A 20,274-nucleotide genomic window follows, 5' to 3' on the forward strand; every position below is an offset into this window, starting at 1 on the left:
AGGAGCCCGGTCACGATCCGTCGGACGGCAGGCGGGAGTTTGACGACTGGGCCTAAGCCCCGGTCGATGCTGGTGGGTTGGTCCGGACGTCGTGGGTGATCCAGACGCAGGGTTCCCAGTACGCGCCGCGGTCGCGGGCGTGGTCGATGTCGAGCGGGGCGAGGCCGCCGGGGAAGACATAGCGGCCGTCGTCGGGGAAGGACATCCCGGTCCACGCCTCCCACTCGGCGAGGGTGCCGGTGATGCGGGACGACTCGGTCACCGCCGCGGCGACGGTGCCGCCCTGGCGCACCTGGGCGCGGATCCACGGGTCGAACGGGGCGCCGTCGTCGCGGACCCAGGTGGCGTAGCGGTCGATGGGGACGAGCGGGTAGCGGTCCTTCCAGGTGGGGCGGACCGGGACGATCACATGGGACAGGCCGGCCGCGCGGGCCATGTCGGCCATGTGCGCCAGGAGCCGGGCGGAGTGCCCGCGGCCCTGGTGGGCCGGGGCGATCTCGATGCCCAGGGCACACAGCGCGTCGGGCGCGGCCCCGGCGTCGAGGTCGCAAAAGGCCGCCTCGATGGAGGCGTCGAGGCCGGTGCCCAGCCCCTCGGGGGTGCCGTCCCAGGTGCGGGGCAGCGTGCGGCCGGTGCCCAGGACGGTGTCCGTGGCGGTGTCGTGGAGCAGGAACTGGTGGTCGGGGAAGTCGCTGAACAGCCGCTGCCAGAAACCGGCGTTGATGTCACCGTGCAGGTTGTATTCGGGGACCACCCCGGCGAATTCCCGGGTGATCCGGTCCCACAATTCCGGGCGCTCGGAATGGTGCACGAACCGAAGGCTCATGCGGTGACCTCCCGGACGGTTCCGGCGGGCTTCTCGACGTCCCAGACGACCACCAACGGCATTCCGTCCCAGGCGGCCCGGGCGGCGTCCGCGATGGCCTCCTCATAACCCCCCGGTGCCAACCGGCCGTTGAAGACCGGTTCGCGGCATTCCCGCACGGTCAGTCCGGCGGAACGGAAGCCGTCGAGATAACTGCCGGGCAGATGGACGTGGTTGCGGACGAACGCCAGCCGTTCGCTGCCGTCGACGAACACGCACTGCCCCTGGAGGGCGACGACGAACGGATGCAGGTCGGAGACGATGATCCGGCCGCCCGGGCGTACCACCCGGGCCAGTTCGGCAATCCCGCGGGAGACGTCCGGAAGATGCGTCAGGGCCAGCGAGCAGAGCGCCAGATCGACGCTTCCGTCGTCGAGCGGGAGGCTTTCCAGGCGACCGCGCCTAAATTCCGCGCCGGGCACCTTGTCGGCGGCCCGGGCCAGCATTTCCGACGACTGGTCGACGCCTATGGTGTGGTATCCGCGGGCGGCCAGCGCGGCGCTCTGCCGCCCGGTACCGCAGGCCACGTCCAGCGCGGTGCCCACCGGGCCGCGGTCCAACAGCCCGTGCACGACCGGCTCTTCGACCTCGATGTACGCGCTGGGCAGCGAGTCGTAGCGGGCCGCCCAGGAGGCGTAGCCGGCCGCCGCGTCCAGCTCGCCGACCGGCGTCCCGCCGTCCGGCAGCGCCATCCCCTCGCCGGTCACCAGGGCCGTGATCTCCTCCAAGCGGGCCTTGAGGAAATTCTCGTCGGCGTCCAGCGCATGGCGCAGCAGCGCCAATCCCTCGACGCCCAGCATGAGTTCGCGCACCCGGAATTCCCTGTCCATTTCATTCCTCGCTTCCTTGGCCACGCGGCGAGCGGCAACGTGGCTACGTGGTTACGTGGTTCCCCGGATACTTCGCTGCTCGACTCCTTGCCTCCTAGCCTCCTTGCTTCCTTGCTTCATTTGTCACTTGGTTCCTTGTTCCTTGGCCGGAAGTTCGGTTGTCGGGCCCTCGTGCGCCCGCCTAGCCTGGCGCGGTGATCGAGGGATATCTGGATCGTGAGAGCGTGCCGGCCGGTCGACGCCTGACCTTTCATGTGTCGACGGACGCCGCGGAATTCCGGGTCCGTTACTACCGTTTGGGGCGGGAGCTGTCGTTCATGGCGGAGTCCGGGCCGTATCCGGGGAAATGGGCCGCCGCGCCACCCCACCCGGACGGCGTCCCGGACCATGCCTCCCCGGCCGTGGACTGGAATTGGCCGCCCCACCACCACACCGTCCCCGGCGACTGGCCGCCGGGAATCTACCTCGCCCATTTCATCGAGGGCGACGGTCAACACGTCCCCATGCTGGACGACGGTGAAATCGAGGGTTTCGAGCGGGAGTTCTTCGTCGTCCGTCCGGCCCGGCCCGGCGCGACCGGGGCCCGCATCCTCTACAAGAAGTCGACCTACACCCGGCACGCCTACAACCGCGCCGACCGGGCCGACGCCCAACGGGCCGGCAGCCTCTACGACAACCCCGTCTACCAACCGGCCGGTCCCCAGGAACCGCGCGGCCACCGCCTCAGCCTGCACCGCCCCGGCGGCGTCATCGACCTTGCCTACTGGGACGCCCCGTTCATCGCCTGGCTGGAACGCAGCGGTTACCACGTCGACTACTGCACCGACCTCGACCTCCATGAGGACCCCGAACTGCTCGCCCCCTACCGGCTGTTGCTCAGCGTCGGGCACGACGAATACTGGAGCGCGGCGATGCGCGACCACGTCGCGGGGTTCGTCGCCGGCGGCGGCAACGTGGCGTTCCTCAGCGCCAACACCTGCTGGTGGCGCATCCACCCGGTGGACGGCAACACCGCGTTCGTCTCCGACACCGACCACCATGTCGGTGCGGAGTACCCGCACCTCCCGGCGACCGACCAGTGGTGGCCCGCGCCGCCCGACGGCGTCGGCGAGCCCGAGAACGCCCTCACCGGCGTCAGCTTCCGCAACGGCGGGATGTGGCCGGGGGATTGGCCCGGCGACCGCCCGCGCGAGGGCTACCGCGTCCAGCACGCCGACCACTGGGTGTACGAGGGCACCGGGCTGCGCGACGGCGCCGACGGCGGGCCGGCCGACGCCCTGGGGGCCGGCACACCGCTGATCGGCTACGAGTGCGATGGCGCGGCCTTCGCCCGGGACGCGGCCGGCGTGGCGCACGCCACCGGTGTGGACGGCACACCGGAGTCCTTCCTCATCCTGGGGCTCTACCTCCTCGATCCGGTGCACGATGACTTCCACCACCTGAAATGGGGGCACTGGAACTGCCCGGCGCGCGAAGCGGCGATCACCAGCCCGCGCGCGGCAACCATGGGGCTCTACACCGCCGGTGGCACGGTCTTCACGGCCGGGACCACCGACTGGCCGGTGGTCTGCGGCCGGGAACTGGACGCCGGCGTCGTCCGCGTCACCCGCAACGTCCTGGACCGGCTCTCCGCGCCCGGTCCCGTCACCCCCGTCACAGCAGAGCGCTGAGCGCGGCCAGTGAGGGGATGCGCGCGGCCCCGTCAGGCAACGGCGGGGCCGTGCCCACCACGGCCCGGTCCGGCCGCCACAGGTGCACCGCGCGCATTCCGAGGGCCAACGGCCCCGCCACGTCCGGTTCCCACATGTCGCCGACGAACAGGGCCTGTTCGGGGCGGAGCCCGCAGCGCTCCAGCACCGTCCGGTAGATCAGCGGGTGCGGTTTGCGGGCGCCGGCCCGGGCCGAGGTGACCACGACATCGACCAGCCCGGCCAGTCCGACGTCCGCGAGCGCGCCCTCCAGGTCCCAGTACCAGTTGGAACAGACCGCCACCGTCAGGCCCCGGGCGCGCAGCCCGGCCAGCGCCGCCGGGACGTCGCCGAACGGCGCCAGGCGCAGGTCCTTCATCGCCCGGTCCAGTTCGACGGCGAGCGGGCCGGCCTCGGAAGCAGGGACGCCGCAGGACAGCGCCCGGCGCCGCAGTCGGTCCAACTCCCAGTCATGGTAGGTCTGTTGGCTGACGGAGTGGGCGGCGTGCTCCTCGCCCTCCCGGGGGCCGACGGCCCACTGGTCGCCCCACCTGTCCGCGGCCTCGGCCAGGCCCCGCCTCAGGAACAGCGACCGGTGACTGGGCGGCAGCGGCTCCACCAGCCGCACCAGCGTCCCGTAGAAGTCGAGGATCACGCCCCGGACGGCGCTCCGGCCGGCGGGAGTTGGGGCCGGCACCGGGCCTCAGTACCGTCCGTAGCGGTGCGGGAAGTAGTCCTCCAGCTTCCCGTCCCGTTCGATGTCGACGGTGGCGCAGTGCAGTCCGCCGCCGAACGGGCCCACCGCGCGGAACGGCACCGGCACGATCTCGAAGCCGTAGCCGGCCAGTTGGTCGGCGAGCGCGACCTCCTTCTCCTCGATGCACAGGGTGTTCTGGTCGAGGTTGAGCATGTTGCCGGCCAGCCACGGGCTGCAGAACGACAGCTTCGGCGGGTGGTCCCAACTGGCCGGCTGCACCGCCTCGATGATCTCCCAGTCGTTGCGCCGGAAGAACTCCATCAGCTCGGGGTCCGCGAGCCGCTCGCCGCAGTGCAGCACCAGTCCGGGACGGAGCGGCACCCAGGTGGCGTCGATGTGCAGCGGGTGGGTGTTGGTGGAGGTCACCGCGTGCACCCGGTGGTCGGGGAAGTGGCGCCGGAGCCACTGGTAGCCGCTGCGGTTGGTGACGAACGACAGTTGGACGAAGAGGTCCTTGCCGAAGCGCGCGATGTCGGCCGCGTCGAACAGCGGCTCCTCCTCGGTCAGTACCAGGTCGTAGTCGCGCACCCGGGCCAACTGCACCTCGGTGGGCAGGGTGTTGTAGGTGTCCCAGAACCCGGCGTGGTAGGAGGCGTCGGTCAGCCGGGGCTTGGGGGCGGCCTCCCAGCGCATCCGCGGGTCGGCGCGGAAGAGCTCCTGGAGGAGCGGCCGGTAGCAGAGGTACTCGAACCAGCGGCTGCGGTAGGACATGGTGGCTTCGAGGATCTCGTTGCCGACGGTCAGCAGCAGGTCCCGGGGCGGCATACAGCCGGACATGGTCTCCTGCGTCCAGTCCGGGGTGCTCACGCGCTGGTCGAAGTCGACGGGGGTGGGCCGGTCCACGCGGATGCCGCGGCGCCGCAACAGCTCGGCGAAGTCGTCGAGTTGCTCGTTGGCCTCGGCGGTCATGTCGGCCGGCATCGGGCCGTAGGTGCCGAGCGGGAAGCCGTCCTCGGGGAAGTCCCGCCGGATCGCGGGCTCGGGAGCCTGCACCACCGCGTTGTCGGCGCGTCCGACGACGACGTGCCGCAGCGGATCCCAGCCGTTCCAGGAGTTGACCTTCACCGGGCGGGTGGCCTGATCTGCGGTCGTCGTGCCGTACTCAGTCACGTGCAAACCCTTCGATAGGGGACGTGGGAGACACCCGAGCAAAACTGAGGCAGCGGGGGCGGCACCGTCAAGAGCCGATCATTGGCGCAGCGCGTCTTTTGCGTCAAACCGCCGGCGGCTTTACCGATGCCAACTCAAGATCGGCATATGGTCCGGCCTGCCGGGTGGTTGTTCGCGGATTCCGTCATGGCTCACTTCCGGCCGCCGGATTTTCTGGCCGGAAAGGGCCCTCGGGGTGAAAGCCGAGGTACCCGGGGTAGATACAGCCGGTTCCGACAACCCGACGGAGGAGATCATGGCCGAACGCATCTCCCGGATAACGGCGGGCCTGGGGGCGATAGCCGTGCTCGGCGCGGTGACCGGCTGCGGCGGCGGTACGCCGGTCGCGGCCGCGAAGCGGACGGGCGAGTTGACGGTCTGGCTGACCGTGGACGCCCAGGAGAGCTGGCCGGATCTGGTGTCCGAGGTCAACGCCCGCTTCCGGAAGACCTATCCGAAGATCAAGGTCACCGTGCAGTACCAGCAGTGGACGACCAAGAACCAGAAGATCGACGCCGCGCTGGCCGGCCGGAAAGTGCCCGATGTGGTGGAAATGGGCAACAGTGAGACCACCAATTACCTCGTCAACGGGGCCTTCAGCGCCGTGGATCCGGCGAAATTCGACCATTCCAAGGAATGGCTCCCGGCGCTCCGCGACGCCTGCCAGGACGGCGGGAAAACGTACTGCGTGCCCTATTACGTGGGCGCCCGCGTCGGAATCTACCGCACCGACCTCCTGGCCCAGGTCGGCGTGCACCAACCGCCGCGCAGTTATCCCGAACTCCGCACCGACCTCGACAAATTGAAGGCAAAATTCGGCAGCGCCGACAAGAATTTCTCCGCCTTCTACATGCCGGGCCGCTACTGGTACGCGGCGATGGCCTTCGTCAAGGACGCCGGCGGTGACATCGCGGTGCGCAAGGACGGCCGCTGGCACGGCGCGCTCTCCGCCCCCCGCTCCCTCGCCGGGCTGACGCAGTGGAAGAACCTCCTCGACGCCTACTACACGGGCGACCGCTCCAAGGACAACGGCGACGAGCCGGCCGTCGTCGGCCAGGGCAAGGTCGGCATGTTCTACGGCAACACCTGGGAGGCCAAGGCCGCCACCGACAGCACGTCGGGCGGAAACCCCGCGCTGCACGGGAAGTTCGCCACGTTCGCCTTCCCCGGCCCCTCCGGCAAACCGTTGCCGCCGTTCCTGGGCGGCTCCACCCTGGCCATCCCCGCCAAGTCCGGCAACCAGGACCTGGCCCAGGACTGGATCAGGCTCTTCACCGACCGCACCTCGCAGCGCCGCCTGATCGCCGCCGACACCCTGCCCAACAACACCGCCCAGCTCCACGAGGTGGCCGCCGACGGCATCAACGGCCCGGCCGCCCGGGCCGCCGAACGCGGCTGGGTGACCCCAACCGCCCCCGGCTGGACCGCCGTTGAGAAGTCCAACGTCCTTCCGGAGATGCTCCAGGACATCGCCACCGGGAAGCAGTCGGTGGCGGACGCCGCGCGGGCCGCGGACCGCCGCATCGACGCCGTGATCAACGAGCACTGAGCGCCGTGCCGACCGTGCAGAATCCGCGCCCACCGCGGCGCGGCCGGGCCGACCGGGCACCCCGCGCGCGGCACACTCTCCGGCGGCGGGCGCTGCCCTACCTGCTGATCGCCCCGACCGTGCTGGCGCTGGCCGCGGTCCTCGGCTACCCGCTCGTCGACCTGGTGCTGCTGTCCTTCCGGGACATGACCCGCCGCGAACTGTTCTCCGGGGCCGCACCCCCCTGGGCCGGGCTCGCCAACTACCGCTCGATCCTGACCGACGGCTTCTTCTGGACCGTCGTCGGCCGCACCGCCCTGTTCACCGTCGCCTGCGTGACCGCCACCATGGCGCTGTCGCTGCTGGTGGCGCTCCTGATGCGACGGGTGGCGCCCTGGGTGCGGACGACGATGACCGGAGTCCTGGTGGCCGTCTGGGCCATGCCCGTCATGGTGGCCGCGTCCATCTTCCGCTGGCTGTCGGACGCCGACTACGGCGTCGTCAACTGGTTGCTCAGCCTGCTGCCGGGGCTGGACTTCAGCAAGCACAACTGGTTCGACGACCCCTGGCAGGGCTTCGCGGTGATCACCGGCGTGGTGGTGTGGGGCGCCGTCCCGTTCGCCGCCCTCACCCTGCACGCCGCCCTCAGCCAGGTCCCCGCCGAACTGGAGGAGGCGGCGCTGGTCGACGGCGCCCGCCCCGGCCAGCTCTTCCGGTACGTCACCTGGCCGGTGATCAAACCGACCGCGGTCCTGGTCACCTCGCTCGGCGCCATCTGGGACTTCGGGGTCTTCAACCAGATCTGGCTGATGCGCGGCGGCCAACCCGAGAAGGACTACTACCTGTTGGGCGTCTACTCGTTCATCGAGTCCTTCGCCGTCAACCGCTACAGCGTCGGCGCCGCCATCGCCGTCCTCACCGTCCTGATGCTGCTGGTCGGCGCCGTCGTCTACGTCCGCCAACTCCTCCACCTGGGAGCGGCCGAATGACCACCGCCCCCGGCACCAGGGCCCCGCGCCGCCGCCGCGCGGCCGCCAACGCCCTCGGGCTCGCGCTCAGCGCGCTGCTGGCCTTCCCGCTCTACTGGATGCTGCTCACCGCCTTCCGCCCGGCCACCGAAATCCACGCCGACCCACCACACTTCTGGCCCGACCACCTCACCCTCGAACACTTCCGCCGGGCCCTGGCCACCCCCACGTTCTGGGCCAACGTCCGCGCCAGCGTGCTGATCGGCGCCGGCACCGTGCTGATCTCCCTGCTCATCGGCACCCTCGCGGCGTTCGCCCTGGCCCGCTTCGCCTTCGCCGGCCGCAAGGCGCTGGTCCTGGTCATCCTCGGCGTCCAGATGATCCCGCTCGCCGGCCTGATCATCCCCGTCTACCTGCTGCTCAGCGACGCCGGACTCACCGACAGCCTGGCCGGCGTGATCCTCACCTACCTCGTCTTCACGCTGCCGTTCACGGTCTGGCTGCTGCGCGGCTTCATCGCCGCCGTCCCGGCCGAGTTGGAGGAGGCCGCGATGACCGACGGCTGCACCCGCCTGGGCGCCTTCCGCCGGGTCGTGCTGCCGCTGCTCGCGCCCGGGCTGGTGGCGACCTCCATCTACGCGCTGGTCCAGGCGTGGAACGAGTACGTCCTGGCCTATGTCCTGCTGTCCAGCAACGACAAACAGACCCTCAGTATCTGGCTGATGTCCTTCCAGACCAGCTTCGGCACCGACTACGGGGGCCTGATGGCCGGCGCCACCCTCACCGCGCTCCCGGTGGCGGTCTTCTTCGCCCTCGTCCAACGGCGCATCGCCGCCGGCCTGACCACCGGCGCGGTCAAGGGGTGAACCGCCGAAGACCGGCCGCCGGCCGCCCCTGAGGCACTTGGCGTCGCACCCCGGGCCCGCCGCCCACAGCCATGTCGCACGCGCTCGACCCGCGGACCGACGTCCCGCCGGGATACGGAACCTCCGACCAAGCAGGAGAACACGTGACGTTCGACCGTCTCGACCTGGTGTCCAAGCTGTACCAGCCGTCCGGCTGGCCCCGGATCCTCGAAGCCGCCACCGGCCCCCGCTCCAGCGGCCCCCTCGTCGTCGACCTGGACCCGACCACCTTCTGCGATCTGGCCTGCCCCGAGTGCATCAGCGGAAAGCTGCTCAACCAGGGCCGCTTCACCCCCGAACGGCTCGCCGAACTCGCCGCCGAACTGGTGGAGATGGAGGTCCGGGCGGTGGTCCTGATAGGCGGCGGGGAACCGCTCGCCCACCGGGGCACCCGCCAGGTGCTGCGCATCCTCGGCGAGGCCGGCATCGCGATCGGCGTGGTCACCAACGGCACCCTGATCAAGCAGAACCTGGCCGAACTCGCCGCCTACGCCTCCTGGGTACGGGTCTCCGTGGACGCCGGCACCAGCGCCACGTACCGCCGCTTCCGCCCCGACCGCAAGGGCCGCAGCGTCTTCGACAAGGTCATCGGCAACATGCGGCTGCTGGCCGAGGCCAAGCGCGGCGCACTGGGCTACTCGTTCCTCGTCATGACCCGCCAGGAGCCGGACGGCACCGTCGTCAGCAACCACCACGAGGTCCTGCGGGCCGCCGAACTCGCCCACGACATCGGCTGCGACTACTTCGAGACCAAGGCGATGTTCGACGACGGGCACCACATCATCCAGGTGCCGGACGACCTCCTCGCCTCCGTGGAGGAGCAGCTCGGCAAGGCCGCCGCGCTCGCCGGCGACGGCTTCGAGATCGTCAACTCCTCGACGCTGACGTCCCTGCGCAACCGCGTCGGCCCCGTCCAGGAGAAGGACTACCACCGCTGCCGGGTCGCCGAGCTGCGCACCCTGGTGACCCCGTCGGGCGTCTACGTCTGCTCGTACCACCGGGGCAACGCCGGGGCCCGGATCGGCGACGCGGTGACCGAGCGCCTCCCGGAGATCTGGCGCACCTCCGACCGCGGCATCGTCGACCCGAGCCGGGACTGCCGCTTCCACTGCGCCCGCCACCGCTCCAACCTCGAACTCGACGGAATCGGGGCCGAAGCGACGGCGGGCACCGTGTCCGCGCCGGAGCCCGGCACGGACTACGACCCGTTCATCTAGGCGCGGGAGCCGGCCTGTTGGGGGCCGGTGCCGCGGCGAGCCCAGGAGCCAGGCCCGCCGCGGCCCGGGCCCCGATCACCCGGGCCCCCGGGTGCACCGGGCCGAGTGCCCGCCGCAGCCGCGCCACCACCTCGGCCCGCTCGATGGCCGGACAGACGCCGACCAGCGCCCCGCCCCCGCCGGCCCCGCTCACCTTCAGCGGCAGTCCGGCGGAGCGCAGCGCCAGCGACCGCAGCTCCTCCAACAGCGGCGTGGACATCCGTTGCAGGTCCCGCATCGCGCTGTGCGCCTCGCTCATCGCCGCGCCCAGGGCGGCCAGATCCCGGCCCCGCACCGCCTCCCACACCGCGCCGGACGCGGCGTCGGTCCGCTCCCGGTACGCGGCCAGGCGGGCGTCTTCGGCGGCGAGTTGGGCGCGGACCGACCGGATGTGGTCGCCGGTGTCCTTCCGGGTGCCCGAGTCGAGCACCACGACGGCCCACTCCTCGGGGAAGTCGACCCGGTGCCGGATCTCGGGCAGCCCGGTGGTCCGCCCGTCGAGCAGCAGCAACCCGCCCGCGATGACCGCGAGATGGTCCATGCCCCCGCCGTTGAAGACCGCGAACTCGAACTCGTACGCCCACTGGGCCAGCGTCCGCGCGGGGACCGGCCAGCCCCCGGCGCCCTCGCCGGCCGGCAGCGCGGCCTGGGCGAACGCCCGGAACAGCGCCACGATCAGCGCCGTCGACGACGACAGGCCGCTGGCCGCCGGCGCCCGGCTGACCGTGGACACCGCCGGCGGCCGCGGGCCGAGCCCGGGCAGCCGGCGGCGCAGGAACGCCCACACCTCGCCCGCCCAGTCCCCGGCACCGCCGCCGCCCGGCACCGCGGCACCGGGCGGCCGGACTTGGGGCGGGTGGACCGTCACCGACGTCGGCAGGTCCAGCGCCAGGCTGACCGACCGGCCGCCCAACCAGTCCAGGTCCTCCCCGGACAGACAGGCCCGACACGGCACCACCGCATGCCCCGCGGCCACCGCCATGCCCTCGGCCCCCGACATCCTCGTCGCTCCGCTCATCGGGCCTGGAACCTTCCGGTCGAGCTGAACTCCCGGAACATCTCCAGGACCACAGCGGTGGGTGGATGCAGCGGCCGTGGCGGCTCCCCGAGCGCCCGGAACCGCACCTTGGACACCTCGTCCCGGCCCGGCGCGAGCTCCCCGGACCAGCGGCGGGCCACGAAACACAGCGCGAAGCAGTGGGTCACATCCCCGTTGGGATAGGTCAGGGTGTGCACCCCGGGGTCCGACAGCGAGCCGAACGCCTCCAGGGCGTCCCGGCCCACCCGCAGCCCGGTCTCCTCCGCCACCTCCCGCCGCGCCGTCCCGACGAAGTCATCGCCCTCCTCGCAGGCCCCGGCCGGCAGTTCCCACACCCCGGTGTCCGCCCGCCGCTGGAACAGCCCCCGACCGGCCGCGTCGAGCAGCAGCACCTGGGCACCGGGCACCAGCAACCGGCGGCTGCCTACCGCCCGCCGCACCTCCCAGAGGTACGAGCCGACATAGCTCACCCGCGCGTCACCCTTCGCTCAGCCAACCCGGCACCGCCTGCGGGGTCTTCGTCAGCCAGCGCACATACCGCTCCACGCCCGCCCGCACATCGATCCCCGGTGCCCAGCGCAGCAGTTCGCGGCACTGCTCGGTGTCCGCGTAGCCGCCCAACGGGTCGCCCTCCGGCAGCGGCGTGGTCAGGAAGTGCACCCGCGGGAAGTGCCGGGCGATCAGCTGCCCGACCTCGCGGACCGAAGTCGGCACGCCCGTACCGACGTTGACGGTCGCCCCCGCCATCCCCTCCTCCACCAGCGCCAGCGCGGTGGCCGCCGCCACGTCCTCGACGTGGACCAGGTCCCGCACCTGCACCCCGCCCCCGTTGAGCCGCAGCGGACGCCCCAGTTGGGCCTGCATCGACAGCCAGGGCACCATCCAGGAGTGGCTGCCCGGCTTGGGCACCTGCGGATCGCCGTAGACGGAGAAGTAGCGCAGCACCGCGTACTCGGGGGAGCCCGCGCCGCTCAGCAGCAGCCGGGTCTGGTACTCCGCCCACAGCTTGGAGTTGGCGTACACCGACACCGGCAGCAGCCGCTGGTCCTCCCGGAACACCTGCGGCCCCCGCACGCCGGGATCGCCGTTCCCGTACACCGCCGCCGACGAGATCAGCACCAGCCGCCGCACTTCGGAGGCCGCGACCTCCTCCAACACCACCTGGGTGCCCTCGACGTTGGCCCGGAAGGCGATGTCGGGCCGGCGGGTGCAGGCGGCCACGTCGGCATAGGCCGCGGCGTGCACCACGTAGTCGGCGCCGGCCAACACCCGGCGCACCGCGGCGCGGTCGCAGATGTCCCCGACCACCAGATCCGCCCCGAGACCGTCGACCCCGAACAGCGTGCCGTGCACCTCGTCCGGATAGGCGTCCAGCCGGTCCAGTATCGTCACCTCGGCCTCCGCCCGGCGCAGCAGCCGCACCAGCCGGCTGCCGACGAGCCCGGCGCCGCCGGTCACCACCACCCGGGAATCCCGGAGTTTCTCCAGCCGCGCCGATACCGATTCCGTCAACACCCCGGGCACCGGACTCCCCGCACCGCCAAGGGCATTACCGCTCGCATTGCCGTTCCCCCCGACGTTCCTGTTTCCGTTCAGCGTTCCGGGCATCGATCCCTCTCTTCGCATAACGGAGCACGAGCCGACCGCAGATGGGCCGGCGGTCAGCATGTCCGGCGCCAATCAGCATGGCCAGAGCGCCATTTCGGCAGTCTTGCGGGGCGCCTGCGGGCCGCCGTACTGTCCGGATTCACGTGGCCGGATCGACCGGCTGCGGCGCAAAAGACCGACGGGCCGGAAAAGCGGAGAACCGGAGGAATTGATGACGCGATATCGGCTGAGCGGGGCCGTGATGACCCATCCCAAACGCCGCGCGGCCGCGGAACGGCTCGCCCGTTCCGCACCACCGGGCGCCCTGCGCGTCGTCATGGACCCCGACCCGGCCGGCAAACCGTCCGTATTGCGGACCGCGTTGTGCGCATGGGAGGCAATCGAGGAGGGTGCCACCCACCAACTCGTCGTCCAGGACGACATGATCCTCTCGGATACCTTCTTCGCCCGCGCCCAGCAGGCGATTTCCGCGATGCCGGACGCCGCCCTCGCGCTCTTCGCGCTCTGGGACTCCCGAAACGGTGCCGCGGTGCGATTCGGCGCCCTGACCGGGGCCCGGTGGGTCGGCGCGGTCAATGAGTACTTTCCCTGCGTGGCCATCATTCTCCCCAGGGAAGTCGCCGCCGGATTCGCCGCTTTCGGCCGCCGCCATCTCGACGGCTGGCCCGATGACATCCTGATGAACCGCTACTTGAGGGCGCAGAAAATCCCGGCGTATGTTTCGGTGCCCAGTCTCGCCGAACACGAGGACCACGGCAGCATCTCCGGCAATGCCTTCCGCGGGCCGCGCCGTTCGGTGTGCTTTCTGCCGCACGACGCCCCCGGCCGCGAGACCGCCCGAGTCACCGGGCTGCGGGTCCTCCCGTTCTTCAAGCAGGGCGTGGCGCAGTGCGCGGTACGCGCCGACGACCCGTCGAACGGACCCGCGCCCCAAGGGAGTCAACGGGCCGGTTCCGGACACTGGTTGCACCTCGACTGCGCGCAGTACCTGGAGGGCTCCGGCGTCCGTGTCGACAGGCGGCAACCAGCCATCGTGCGAATGGCCGAAGTCACCACACCCGAGGCGGCCGAGGGTGCCTGGCTCACCGCCTTCACGATGGGCTTCGTCCACCGCAGGGACGGCCTCCGCTGCGATCCGGCCCCCGGCGACGACGCCGCCCCGGCCCCCGCGCCGGACCCCGCCGTGCTCGCCGAGGCGCTCGCCACCGTCGGCCCCGGCGGCGTCAGTTACGCCCAGGGCGAGGACCGGATCGCCGCACAGCGGGACGAGCTGGCCCGGATCACCACCGCCGGCCTGGAGGCGGGCCACGAGGCGGCCGGGCGCCTTGGCCGGCCCCGCCGGGCCGCCGCGCGCCCGGCCGACCCCCGCCCGACCGACCCCCCGCGCACCGACCACCCCCACGTCGCCATCCTGGGCGCCGACACCCCGCTCGGCGAACACCTGGTCCGCGGCCTGCGGGACGCCGGACACCCCGTCACCCTCCTCACCCACCTCCCGCCCGACCGCCCCACCACCGCCCTCCTGGACCTGACCGCCCGCAACCAACCCGCCACCCTCACCCTCCAACTCCCCGACAACAAAACGGACTTCACCCTCCTCCTGGGCGACCTCTACGGCCCCGGCTGCCCGCCCGACTCGCGCATCGGCCGCCTGGTCTGGGACGCCCTGCGCAGCCAACCGCTGACCCTCGACGACCCCACCGGGACGCTGCGCCCCCTGCACACCCGCGACCTGGTCACCGCCCTGTCCGCGCTGCTCCACACCCCGCCCACGGACCCGGTGACCGCACTGGCGGACGCCCCGCTCACCGCCGCCGAACTGGCCGAGGCGGTCCGCACCGCCGTCCGCCCGGTCCCCCTCACCCCATCGGAACCGACCACCCCCCGCGCCACGCCTGACCCCCTCAACTGGCCCGCGCCCCCGCCCGGTTGGAAGCCCACCACCGACCTCCACTACGGGCTGCACACCCACGCCCAGTGGCTCGCCTACGAGGGCATCCACGACGCCCTGGAGGTATGAGAGGTAGGAGGGATATGAGCGGCCGGGGACGGCCAGGCGACCGGCCCCGGCCGCTCAGCCGAACGTCACCTCGCCGGTCGCGTGGCTCGCCTCGCGGTGGGTGGCGATGCGCAGGCCGGCCCGCCCGTCGAAGGCGGCGCCGGCCGCCAGCAGTCGCTCGCCCCCGAAGACCGGGTGCCGCAGCCGGTACGCCAGCGTGCGCACCCGGCGTTCGGGGGCGTTGCGGCGGACGAGTTCCAGCATCAGCAGGGCCAGCAGCGGGCCGTGCACGACCAGGCCCGGATACCCCTCCGCGGCCCGGCAGTAGGGCGCGTCGTAGTGGATGCGATGGGTGTTGGCGGTCAGTGCGCTGAAGCGGAACAGCAGCGTCGGGTCGGGCTGGAGGGACAGCTGCCAGGGGTCCTCGGCCGTGGCGGCGGTCCGCTCGTCGAGCGTGGTGGGGAGCTCCGGGTCGGCGGTGCGGCCCGAACGGTAGACGTAGTCCTGCTCCTCGACCAGACAGCGGCGCCCGTCCTGGCGGTACTCCCGGCGCTCGGTGACGAACAGCAGCTCGCCGGTGCGGCCCCGCTTGGGCGTCACCGCGCCCAGACTGCCGACGCAGGTGGCGGGTTGGCCCAGGCGCAGCGGCTCGACGACCTCGCAGCGCCCGCCGGCGAACATCCGCTGCCGGTCCGGGACGGGCGGCAGGAAGCGCTCGTCGTGCGGGTGCCCGTCGGCACCGAGCGCACGCTGGGCGGGCCAGTGCAGGAAGTAGAACCACTGCCACAGCGGCGGCAGCGGATCGCCGCTGGTGGCGGCCGGTTCGGGCAGATCCAGGAGCGTCGAGACAGCCTCGACCGGCCCGGGCGGCAGCGGGTCCTTGGTGGTGACGGGCTCCGGCCGCCAGGCATCGAGGGCGGGGCCGAACGGGGACGGGGCAGGGGGCATCGTTGCGTCCTTCCACGGGGCACGGCACGCTGGTGATCAACCGTACGGGGCGGATATCCGACCAGGCCACCATCCACCCTCCACCATCCACCCCGTGCCCGGCGACGCCCCACCCGCCCGGCCTCCCATGCCCGTTGCCCACCGCCCGTTGACGAGGAGCACCCCCATGAGCACCCTCGACGCACTCCCCGAGGACGAGCGGTCCGTCGTCCGCACGGTGCGCGACTTCGTCACCAAGGACGTCAAGCCCGTCGTCCGGGAACTGGAGCACGCCAACACCTACCCCGAGGCCCTGATCGAGCGGATGAAGCGGCTCGGCGTCTTCGGCCTGGCCGTCCCCGAGGAGTACGGCGGCACCCGGGTCTCCACCCCCTGCTACGTCCTGGTCACCGAGGAACTCGCCCGCGGCTGGATGAGTTTGGCCGGCGCGATGGGCGGCCACACCGTGGTCGCCAAGCTGCTGCTGCACTACGGCACCGAGCGGCAACGGCGGCACTACCTGCCGCGGATGGCCACCGGCGAGATCCGCGCGACCATGGCCCTGACCGAACCGGGCGGCGGCTCCGACCTCCAGGCCCTCCGCACCCTCGCCCGCAAGGACGGCGACGGCTACCTCATCAACGGGACGAAGACCTGGATCACCAACTCCCGGCACTCCCACCTCATCGCCCTGCTCTGCAAGACCGACCCGCATGCCGAGCCCGCGCACCGCGGCATCTCCGTCCTCCTCGTCGAACCCGGCCCCGGGCTCACCGTCTCCCGCGACCTGCCCAAGCTGGGCTACAAGGGGGTGGAGAGCTGCGAGCTGGTCTTCGAGGACTACCGGGCGCCGGCCGACGCCGTGTTGGGCGGCGTCGAGGGGGAGGGGTTCGCACAGATGATGAGGGGCCTGGAGACCGGTCGGCTCCAGGTCGCCGCCCGTGCGCTCGGCGTCGGCCGGGCCGCCCTGGAGGACGCCCTGGCCTACGCCCAGCAGCGGGAGTCCTTCGGCAAGCCGATCTGGCAGCACCAGTCCATCGGCAACTACCTCGCCGACATGGCCACTTCGCTGACCGCGGCCCGCCAGCTCACCCTGTACGCGGCCCGCGAGGCCGATGCCGGCCGGCGAGTGGACATGGAGGCCGGGATGGCCAAGCTGTTCGCCTCCGAAGTGGCCCTGGAGATCGCCGTCAACGCGGTGCGCATCCACGGCGGTTACGGCTACTCCACCGAGTTCGACGTGGAGCGCTACTTCCGCGACGCCCCGCTGATGATCGTGGGCGAGGGCACCAACGAGATCCAACGCAACGTCATCGCCCGGCAGTTGGTGCGCCGCGGCGGCCTGGACACCTGACCGCCCCCGGCCCGGATGCCTGGCACAGACCCCTGCGACCCGGCTGACCTGTTGCGGACCGTCCTCGGCCTGGGCGCGGACGCCCGACCGCACCCTCTAGGATCGCCAGGGCGTCGGACGCGCCGGCGCCGAGGCCGGGGAGAGGAGCCTGGGATGCCGTCGGCGATCGAAGCGCCTGCCGAGGTGTGGGTGTTGGTACGGGAGCACCCGGTACCCCTGATGAAGGCCACCCGTGTGTTGGCCGCGACGCTGAAGGAGGCGTACGGCCCGCGCTTCGCCGTCTGGCACTCCGACGAACTCCTCTTCGGCGTGCGGGACGGCCACTTGATGCTCCAGAACCTGGCGGGCCAGGACGTTGCGCCGCCCAAGGTCGTCCTGGTGCGACAGACACCGGGCACCATGACCCAGCACCGCGAGTTCATCCTGCTGAGGCACCTGGAACGGATGGGCTCGGTACTGGTCAACTCGGCCGACTCCCATCAGCGGTGCGGCAACAAGATGTCGCAGTTGCAGGAACTGGCCGCGGCCGGACTGCCGGTGCCCGACTCCCTGTCGTACGCCACGGCACCGTTCACCGGCGTGGTACGCAGCCCCGAGGTGGCGGCGCCGTGCGTGGTGAAGTCGGTCAACGGGCGCAACGGAAGAGGGGTGTTCCTGGCCCCGGACACCGACCTGCTGCGGGCGGTGGCGGGCAGCCTGGCCGAGGACGTGCCGCTGATCCTCCAGGAATACGTCGCCCCCTCCCACGGGCGGGACCTGCGGGTGTTCATCGTGGACGGCGAGCCGGTCGCGGCCCAGATCCGCAGCTCCCAGGACGGCTCCCTGGCCTCCAACCTCGCCCGGGGGCCGCCGCGGAACTCTGCCTGGGCCGCTACCCCGAAGCCGAGGCCCTGGCGGTCCGCGCCGCCGCGGCGCTCGGCCTCAGCGTCGCCGGGGTCGACCTGCTCTTCACCGCCGATGGCGGTCACACCCTCTGCGAGGTCAACGCCGTCCCCGGCTGGCGCCCCCGGATGACCACGGTGCTGCCCGCCCTCACCGCCTACGTCGAAAGGCTGCTGACCGGCAGCAACGCCGAGGCATAGGGCGGCGGTTCGGGTGTCTGGGGCGCCCTAGGTGTATTGCCCTGTGAGGTTGGGGACGCGGCTGGCGGGTGGTTGGCCGCCTAGTGCGGTGTGTCCGCGGTGGTGATTGTAGGTGTGTAGCCATGTGGGGAAGGTGTCGCGTCGTTCCTGTTCGGTGCGGTAGGGGCGGGCGTAGGCCCATTCGTCGAGCAGGGTGCGGTTGAGCCGTTCGACCTTGCCATTGGTCTGTGGTCGGTAGGGCCGGGTTCGTTTGTGGGTGATCTTGGCGGCCGCCAGGGCGTCGCGCCACAGGCGAGAGGTGTAGCAGGCGCCGTTGTCGGTCAGGACCCGCTCGACGGTGATCCCGCAGGAGGTGAAGTACTCCTGGGCCCGTTGCCAGAAGCCGGTGGCAGTCTCTTTCTTCTCGTCGGTGTGGATCTCGCTGTAGGCCAGGCGGGAGTGGTCGTCGACGGCGGTGTGGATGTAGCTGTAGCCGGCGCCGGAGCGGGTTTTGCGGCCTGCCTGCCGGCCGAGCGTCTTGTGGCCGCCGCCGTCGGGGATGTTGCCCAGCTTCTTGATGTCCACGTGTACCAACTCTCCTGGCCTGTCGCGTTCGTAGCGGCGTATGGGGCGGCCGCTGGCGCGGTCGAGGTGGGTGAGGCGAGCCAGGCCGAAGCGGGTCAGCACGCGGTGCACGGTCGAGGGTACGAGGCGGAGCAGGTGGGCGATGCGGGCTGGTCCCCACCGGCGCAGGAGACGGATTTTGATGATCCGCCGCTCGGTGTGGGTCGGTGTGCGCCGAGGGCTTTGGTGGGGGCGGCTTGAGCGGTCGGCCATGCCCGCCTTGCCGAACGTCCGGTAGCGGTTGGCCCACCGCTGGGCCGTGGTCGGCGAGACCTGGAACCGCTCCGCGGCCCGGCGCAGCGGCCAGCCGTCCTCAACGACGCATCGGGCCAGCCGCAGACGGCCGGTCTCGGTCAGGGGTGCATTACGGTGGGCCATGAGGGCCTTTCTGTCGGTGTAGACGTCGCAATCCACACCGAACCGGAAGGCCCTCACCCATTCAAGAGCCGTCAGCCGAGACCTGGCTCACCCGTCCACAACCTCCCCGGACAGAACACCTAGGGTCTGTCCGATGGGTCAGGGCCGCGTAGGCCGGGGCGCCGGCCGCCCGCACCGTCACCGACGCCACACGTACCGCCCCAGGGCCCGCTTGAGCGGCGGCGGGGTGCAGGAGAGCAGCGCGCTCGCGAGCTTGTAGGGAGCCCCGGGGACACAACGCCGACTGCCGGCCGCGACGGCCTTCAAGCCGGCGGCGGCGACCTGGTCCGCGCCCAGCCACAGGAACTTCGGCAGCGGCGTGGGCCCGAAGTCGTTCGAGGCGAAGTAGTCGGTCTTGGTCAGGCCCGGCACCAGCGCGGTGACATGGACCCCCGTGCCGCGGTTCTCGACGGCGAGGTTCTGCGAGAAGTGGGTGAGGAACGCCTTGGTCGCGGCGTAGGTGGTGAGCGAGGGCGAGGGCAACTGGCCCGTGAGGGACGAGACGTTGAGGACGCCGCCGTGGCCCGCCATGCGCAGGCGTGGCAGGACGGCCCGGGTGAGCCGCACCGGTGCCTGGCTGTTGAGCCGCACCGTGGCCTCCTCGCCGTCCACCGGGAGGTTGCCGAAGACCCCGGCCGCGCCGGAACCGGCGTTGTTGACCAGGAGTTCGATCGGCCTGTCCGAGTCGGTGAGGCGGGCCTCCACCCGTTGGAGCTGCTCGGGGTCGGTCAGGTCCGCGGGCAACGCCTCCACTTCGACGCCGTGCGCGCGGTGCAGCTCCTCCGCGAGCTCCCGCAAGCGCTCCGCCCGCCGGGCGACGAGCACCAGGGAGACGCCCTGGGCCGCCAGACGCCGGGCCAGGGCCGTGCCGATGCCGCTGGAAGCGCCGGTGATCAGCGCGGTGCGGTACGGATAGGGTCGGTCAGCCAAGGTGATCTCCCCTCATCTCCCCGTAGAAAACGCACAGTTGGTCGCCGCGGTCCGCTCCTGGCCCCGCGCCGAGGCCCGCGTCGCGACTCGCGCGCCGAGATGCGCCGCCCACCTGGGGCGGACTCCTGAGCCGGGCTCCGGAGGCGGAACTCCTGAGACCTCGTGAGATGCCGTGCGTAACGAAACGTACCCGCCGTGCCGGCGGGCCTAAACGGGGCGCATGGACTCACGGGACACCCCCGGTCGTGCGCCCCACGGAGAGACCCTGGGGGTGCGGCTAACCCCACCTCGTATGCGCCGGCTGCCCGGATGGAGCGGCGGGACCGCGTCGCGCACTCTGGGAGGGTCCGGATTTCCGCAGTGGCCGCC

Annotated in this window: 18 protein-coding genes and 1 pseudogene; 9 read left to right on the top strand and 10 right to left on the bottom strand. The window is 71.7% G+C overall.

Features of this window, described 5'->3' with window-relative positions; translation table 11 throughout:
* Positions 1-52: 52 nt before the first annotated feature.
* Entirely contained in the window at positions 53-826 is a 774-nt protein-coding gene (locus ACFVFQ_RS00720; RefSeq protein WP_383406216.1) for a GNAT family N-acetyltransferase, read from the bottom strand.
* Positions 823-1,695 carry a class I SAM-dependent methyltransferase gene (locus tag ACFVFQ_RS00725; RefSeq protein WP_383406219.1) on the bottom strand — a complete coding sequence of 291 codons (873 nt, stop codon included), beginning with the start codon at positions 1,693-1,695 and terminating at the stop codon, positions 823-825. Before ACFVFQ_RS00725 ends, ACFVFQ_RS00720 begins: the two co-directional genes overlap by 4 nt.
* Before the next feature lie 194 nt (positions 1,696-1,889).
* Here ACFVFQ_RS00725 and ACFVFQ_RS00730 point away from each other — a divergent pair, with 194 nt between their 5' ends.
* Positions 1,890-3,365 (top strand): N,N-dimethylformamidase beta subunit family domain-containing protein, encoded by a 1,476-nt coding sequence (locus ACFVFQ_RS00730; RefSeq protein ID WP_383406224.1) that lies wholly within the window; start codon positions 1,890-1,892, stop codon positions 3,363-3,365.
* Here ACFVFQ_RS00730 and ACFVFQ_RS00735 read toward each other — a convergent pair.
* Complete coding sequence (locus ACFVFQ_RS00735) at positions 3,349-4,080, bottom strand: HAD family hydrolase (protein WP_383406227.1); 732 nt, start codon at positions 4,078-4,080, stop codon at positions 3,349-3,351. The two genes, ACFVFQ_RS00730 and ACFVFQ_RS00735, sit on opposite strands and share 17 nt — an antisense overlap.
* Positions 4,081-4,086: 6 nt before the next feature.
* Positions 4,087-5,250, bottom strand: coding sequence for a serine/threonine protein kinase (locus ACFVFQ_RS00740; RefSeq protein ID WP_383406230.1), 1,164 nt, complete (start codon positions 5,248-5,250; stop codon positions 4,087-4,089).
* A 295-nt stretch (positions 5,251-5,545) separates the two neighbouring features.
* On the opposite strand from ACFVFQ_RS00740, the gene ACFVFQ_RS00745 reads away from it, so the two are divergent.
* From ACFVFQ_RS00745 to ACFVFQ_RS00760, 4 genes are all read left to right on the top strand, one after another.
* The gene (locus ACFVFQ_RS00745; RefSeq protein WP_383406233.1) at positions 5,546-6,838 is read left to right on the top strand and encodes an extracellular solute-binding protein; all 1,293 of its coding nucleotides are present in this window, start codon (positions 5,546-5,548) and stop codon (positions 6,836-6,838) included.
* A 5-nt stretch (positions 6,839-6,843) separates the two neighbouring features.
* Positions 6,844-7,806 carry a carbohydrate ABC transporter permease gene (locus tag ACFVFQ_RS00750; protein ID WP_383406236.1) on the top strand — a complete coding sequence of 321 codons (963 nt, stop codon included), beginning with the start codon at positions 6,844-6,846 and terminating at the stop codon, positions 7,804-7,806.
* Entirely contained in the window at positions 7,803-8,651 is an 849-nt protein-coding gene (locus ACFVFQ_RS00755) for a carbohydrate ABC transporter permease (RefSeq protein WP_383406239.1), read from the top strand. The genes ACFVFQ_RS00750 and ACFVFQ_RS00755 overlap by 4 nt, the downstream gene beginning before the upstream one ends.
* Before the next feature lie 143 nt (positions 8,652-8,794).
* Positions 8,795-9,907: a radical SAM protein gene (locus ACFVFQ_RS00760; RefSeq protein WP_383406242.1), complete on the top strand. Its 1,113-nt coding sequence runs from the start codon at positions 8,795-8,797 to the stop codon at positions 9,905-9,907.
* Here the strand turns inward: ACFVFQ_RS00760 and ACFVFQ_RS00765 are convergent.
* The 3 genes from ACFVFQ_RS00765 to ACFVFQ_RS00775 are packed head-to-tail and all read right to left on the bottom strand — an operon-like array spanning position 9,900 to position 12,500.
* Positions 9,900-10,964: a mevalonate kinase gene (locus ACFVFQ_RS00765; RefSeq protein ID WP_383406246.1), complete on the bottom strand. Its 1,065-nt coding sequence runs from the start codon at positions 10,962-10,964 to the stop codon at positions 9,900-9,902. The genes ACFVFQ_RS00760 and ACFVFQ_RS00765 overlap by 8 nt on opposite strands.
* A complete protein-coding gene (locus ACFVFQ_RS00770; RefSeq protein ID WP_383406251.1) occupies positions 10,961-11,455 on the bottom strand; it encodes an NUDIX domain-containing protein in 495 nt (164 codons plus the stop codon). Before ACFVFQ_RS00770 ends, ACFVFQ_RS00765 begins: the two co-directional genes overlap by 4 nt.
* A 7-nt stretch (positions 11,456-11,462) precedes the next feature.
* Positions 11,463-12,500 carry an NAD-dependent epimerase/dehydratase family protein gene (locus tag ACFVFQ_RS00775; protein ID WP_383406254.1) on the bottom strand — a complete coding sequence of 346 codons (1,038 nt, stop codon included), beginning with the start codon at positions 12,498-12,500 and terminating at the stop codon, positions 11,463-11,465.
* A 304-nt stretch (positions 12,501-12,804) separates the two neighbouring features.
* Here ACFVFQ_RS00775 and ACFVFQ_RS00780 point away from each other — a divergent pair, with 304 nt between their 5' ends.
* The gene (locus ACFVFQ_RS00780; RefSeq protein ID WP_383406257.1) at positions 12,805-14,613 is read left to right on the top strand and encodes a hypothetical protein; all 1,809 of its coding nucleotides are present in this window, start codon (positions 12,805-12,807) and stop codon (positions 14,611-14,613) included.
* Between the two features lie 54 nt (positions 14,614-14,667).
* Here the strand turns inward: ACFVFQ_RS00780 and ACFVFQ_RS00785 are convergent, their stop codons facing one another.
* Positions 14,668-15,540 carry a hypothetical protein gene (locus ACFVFQ_RS00785; RefSeq protein ID WP_383406260.1) on the bottom strand — a complete coding sequence of 291 codons (873 nt, stop codon included), beginning with the start codon at positions 15,538-15,540 and terminating at the stop codon, positions 14,668-14,670.
* 166 nt (positions 15,541-15,706) lie between these two features.
* On the opposite strand from ACFVFQ_RS00785, the gene ACFVFQ_RS00790 reads away from it, so the two are divergent.
* From ACFVFQ_RS00790 to ACFVFQ_RS00800, 3 genes and pseudogenes are all read left to right on the top strand, one after another.
* Complete coding sequence (locus ACFVFQ_RS00790; protein ID WP_383406263.1) at positions 15,707-16,873, top strand: acyl-CoA dehydrogenase family protein; 1,167 nt, start codon at positions 15,707-15,709, stop codon at positions 16,871-16,873.
* Between the two features lie 498 nt (positions 16,874-17,371).
* Positions 17,372-17,662 (top strand): annotated as a pseudogene (locus ACFVFQ_RS00795) (RimK family alpha-L-glutamate ligase); the annotation flags it as partial.
* A gap of 101 nt (positions 17,663-17,763) precedes the next feature.
* Positions 17,764-17,955 (top strand): hypothetical protein, encoded by a 192-nt coding sequence (locus ACFVFQ_RS00800; protein ID WP_383406989.1) that lies wholly within the window; start codon positions 17,764-17,766, stop codon positions 17,953-17,955.
* A gap of 27 nt (positions 17,956-17,982) precedes the next feature.
* On the opposite strand, the gene ACFVFQ_RS00805 is transcribed toward ACFVFQ_RS00800, so the two are convergent.
* Both ACFVFQ_RS00805 and ACFVFQ_RS00810 read right to left on the bottom strand, forming a co-directional pair.
* On the bottom strand, positions 17,983-18,936 hold the full coding sequence (locus ACFVFQ_RS00805) for an IS481 family transposase (protein ID WP_383406266.1): 954 nt from the start codon (positions 18,934-18,936) through the stop codon (positions 17,983-17,985).
* A gap of 177 nt (positions 18,937-19,113) precedes the next feature.
* Positions 19,114-19,905, bottom strand: a complete 792-nt coding sequence (locus ACFVFQ_RS00810; protein WP_383406269.1) for an SDR family NAD(P)-dependent oxidoreductase — start codon at positions 19,903-19,905, stop codon at positions 19,114-19,116.
* Between the last annotated feature and the right edge of the window lie 369 nt (positions 19,906-20,274).

This window comes from Streptomyces sp. NPDC057743 (assembly GCF_042798755.1).
Classification (GTDB): Bacteria; Actinomycetota; Actinomycetes; order Streptomycetales; family Streptomycetaceae; genus Streptomyces.

Bases quoted from the DNA above. Each gene is read 5' to 3' on its own strand.
- ACFVFQ_RS00745 (WP_383406233.1), top strand. From the start codon at position 5,546: ATGGCCGAACGCATCTCCCGGATAACGGCGGGCCTGGGGGCGATAGCC.
- ACFVFQ_RS00725 (WP_383406219.1), bottom strand. From the start codon at position 1,695: ATGGACAGGGAATTCCGGGTGCGCGAACTCATGCTGGGCGTCGAGGGA.
- ACFVFQ_RS00785 (WP_383406260.1), bottom strand. From the start codon at position 15,540: ATGCCCCCTGCCCCGTCCCCGTTCGGCCCCGCCCTCGATGCCTGGCGG.
- ACFVFQ_RS00790 (WP_383406263.1), top strand. From the start codon at position 15,707: ATGAGCACCCTCGACGCACTCCCCGAGGACGAGCGGTCCGTCGTCCGC.
- ACFVFQ_RS00780 (WP_383406257.1), top strand. From the start codon at position 12,805: ATGACGCGATATCGGCTGAGCGGGGCCGTGATGACCCATCCCAAACGC.
- ACFVFQ_RS00765 (WP_383406246.1), bottom strand. From the start codon at position 10,964: ATGAGCGGAGCGACGAGGATGTCGGGGGCCGAGGGCATGGCGGTGGCC.
- ACFVFQ_RS00720 (WP_383406216.1), bottom strand. From the start codon at position 826: ATGAGCCTTCGGTTCGTGCACCATTCCGAGCGCCCGGAATTGTGGGAC.
- ACFVFQ_RS00755 (WP_383406239.1), top strand. From the start codon at position 7,803: ATGACCACCGCCCCCGGCACCAGGGCCCCGCGCCGCCGCCGCGCGGCC.
- ACFVFQ_RS00805 (WP_383406266.1), bottom strand. From the start codon at position 18,936: ATGGCCCACCGTAATGCACCCCTGACCGAGACCGGCCGTCTGCGGCTG.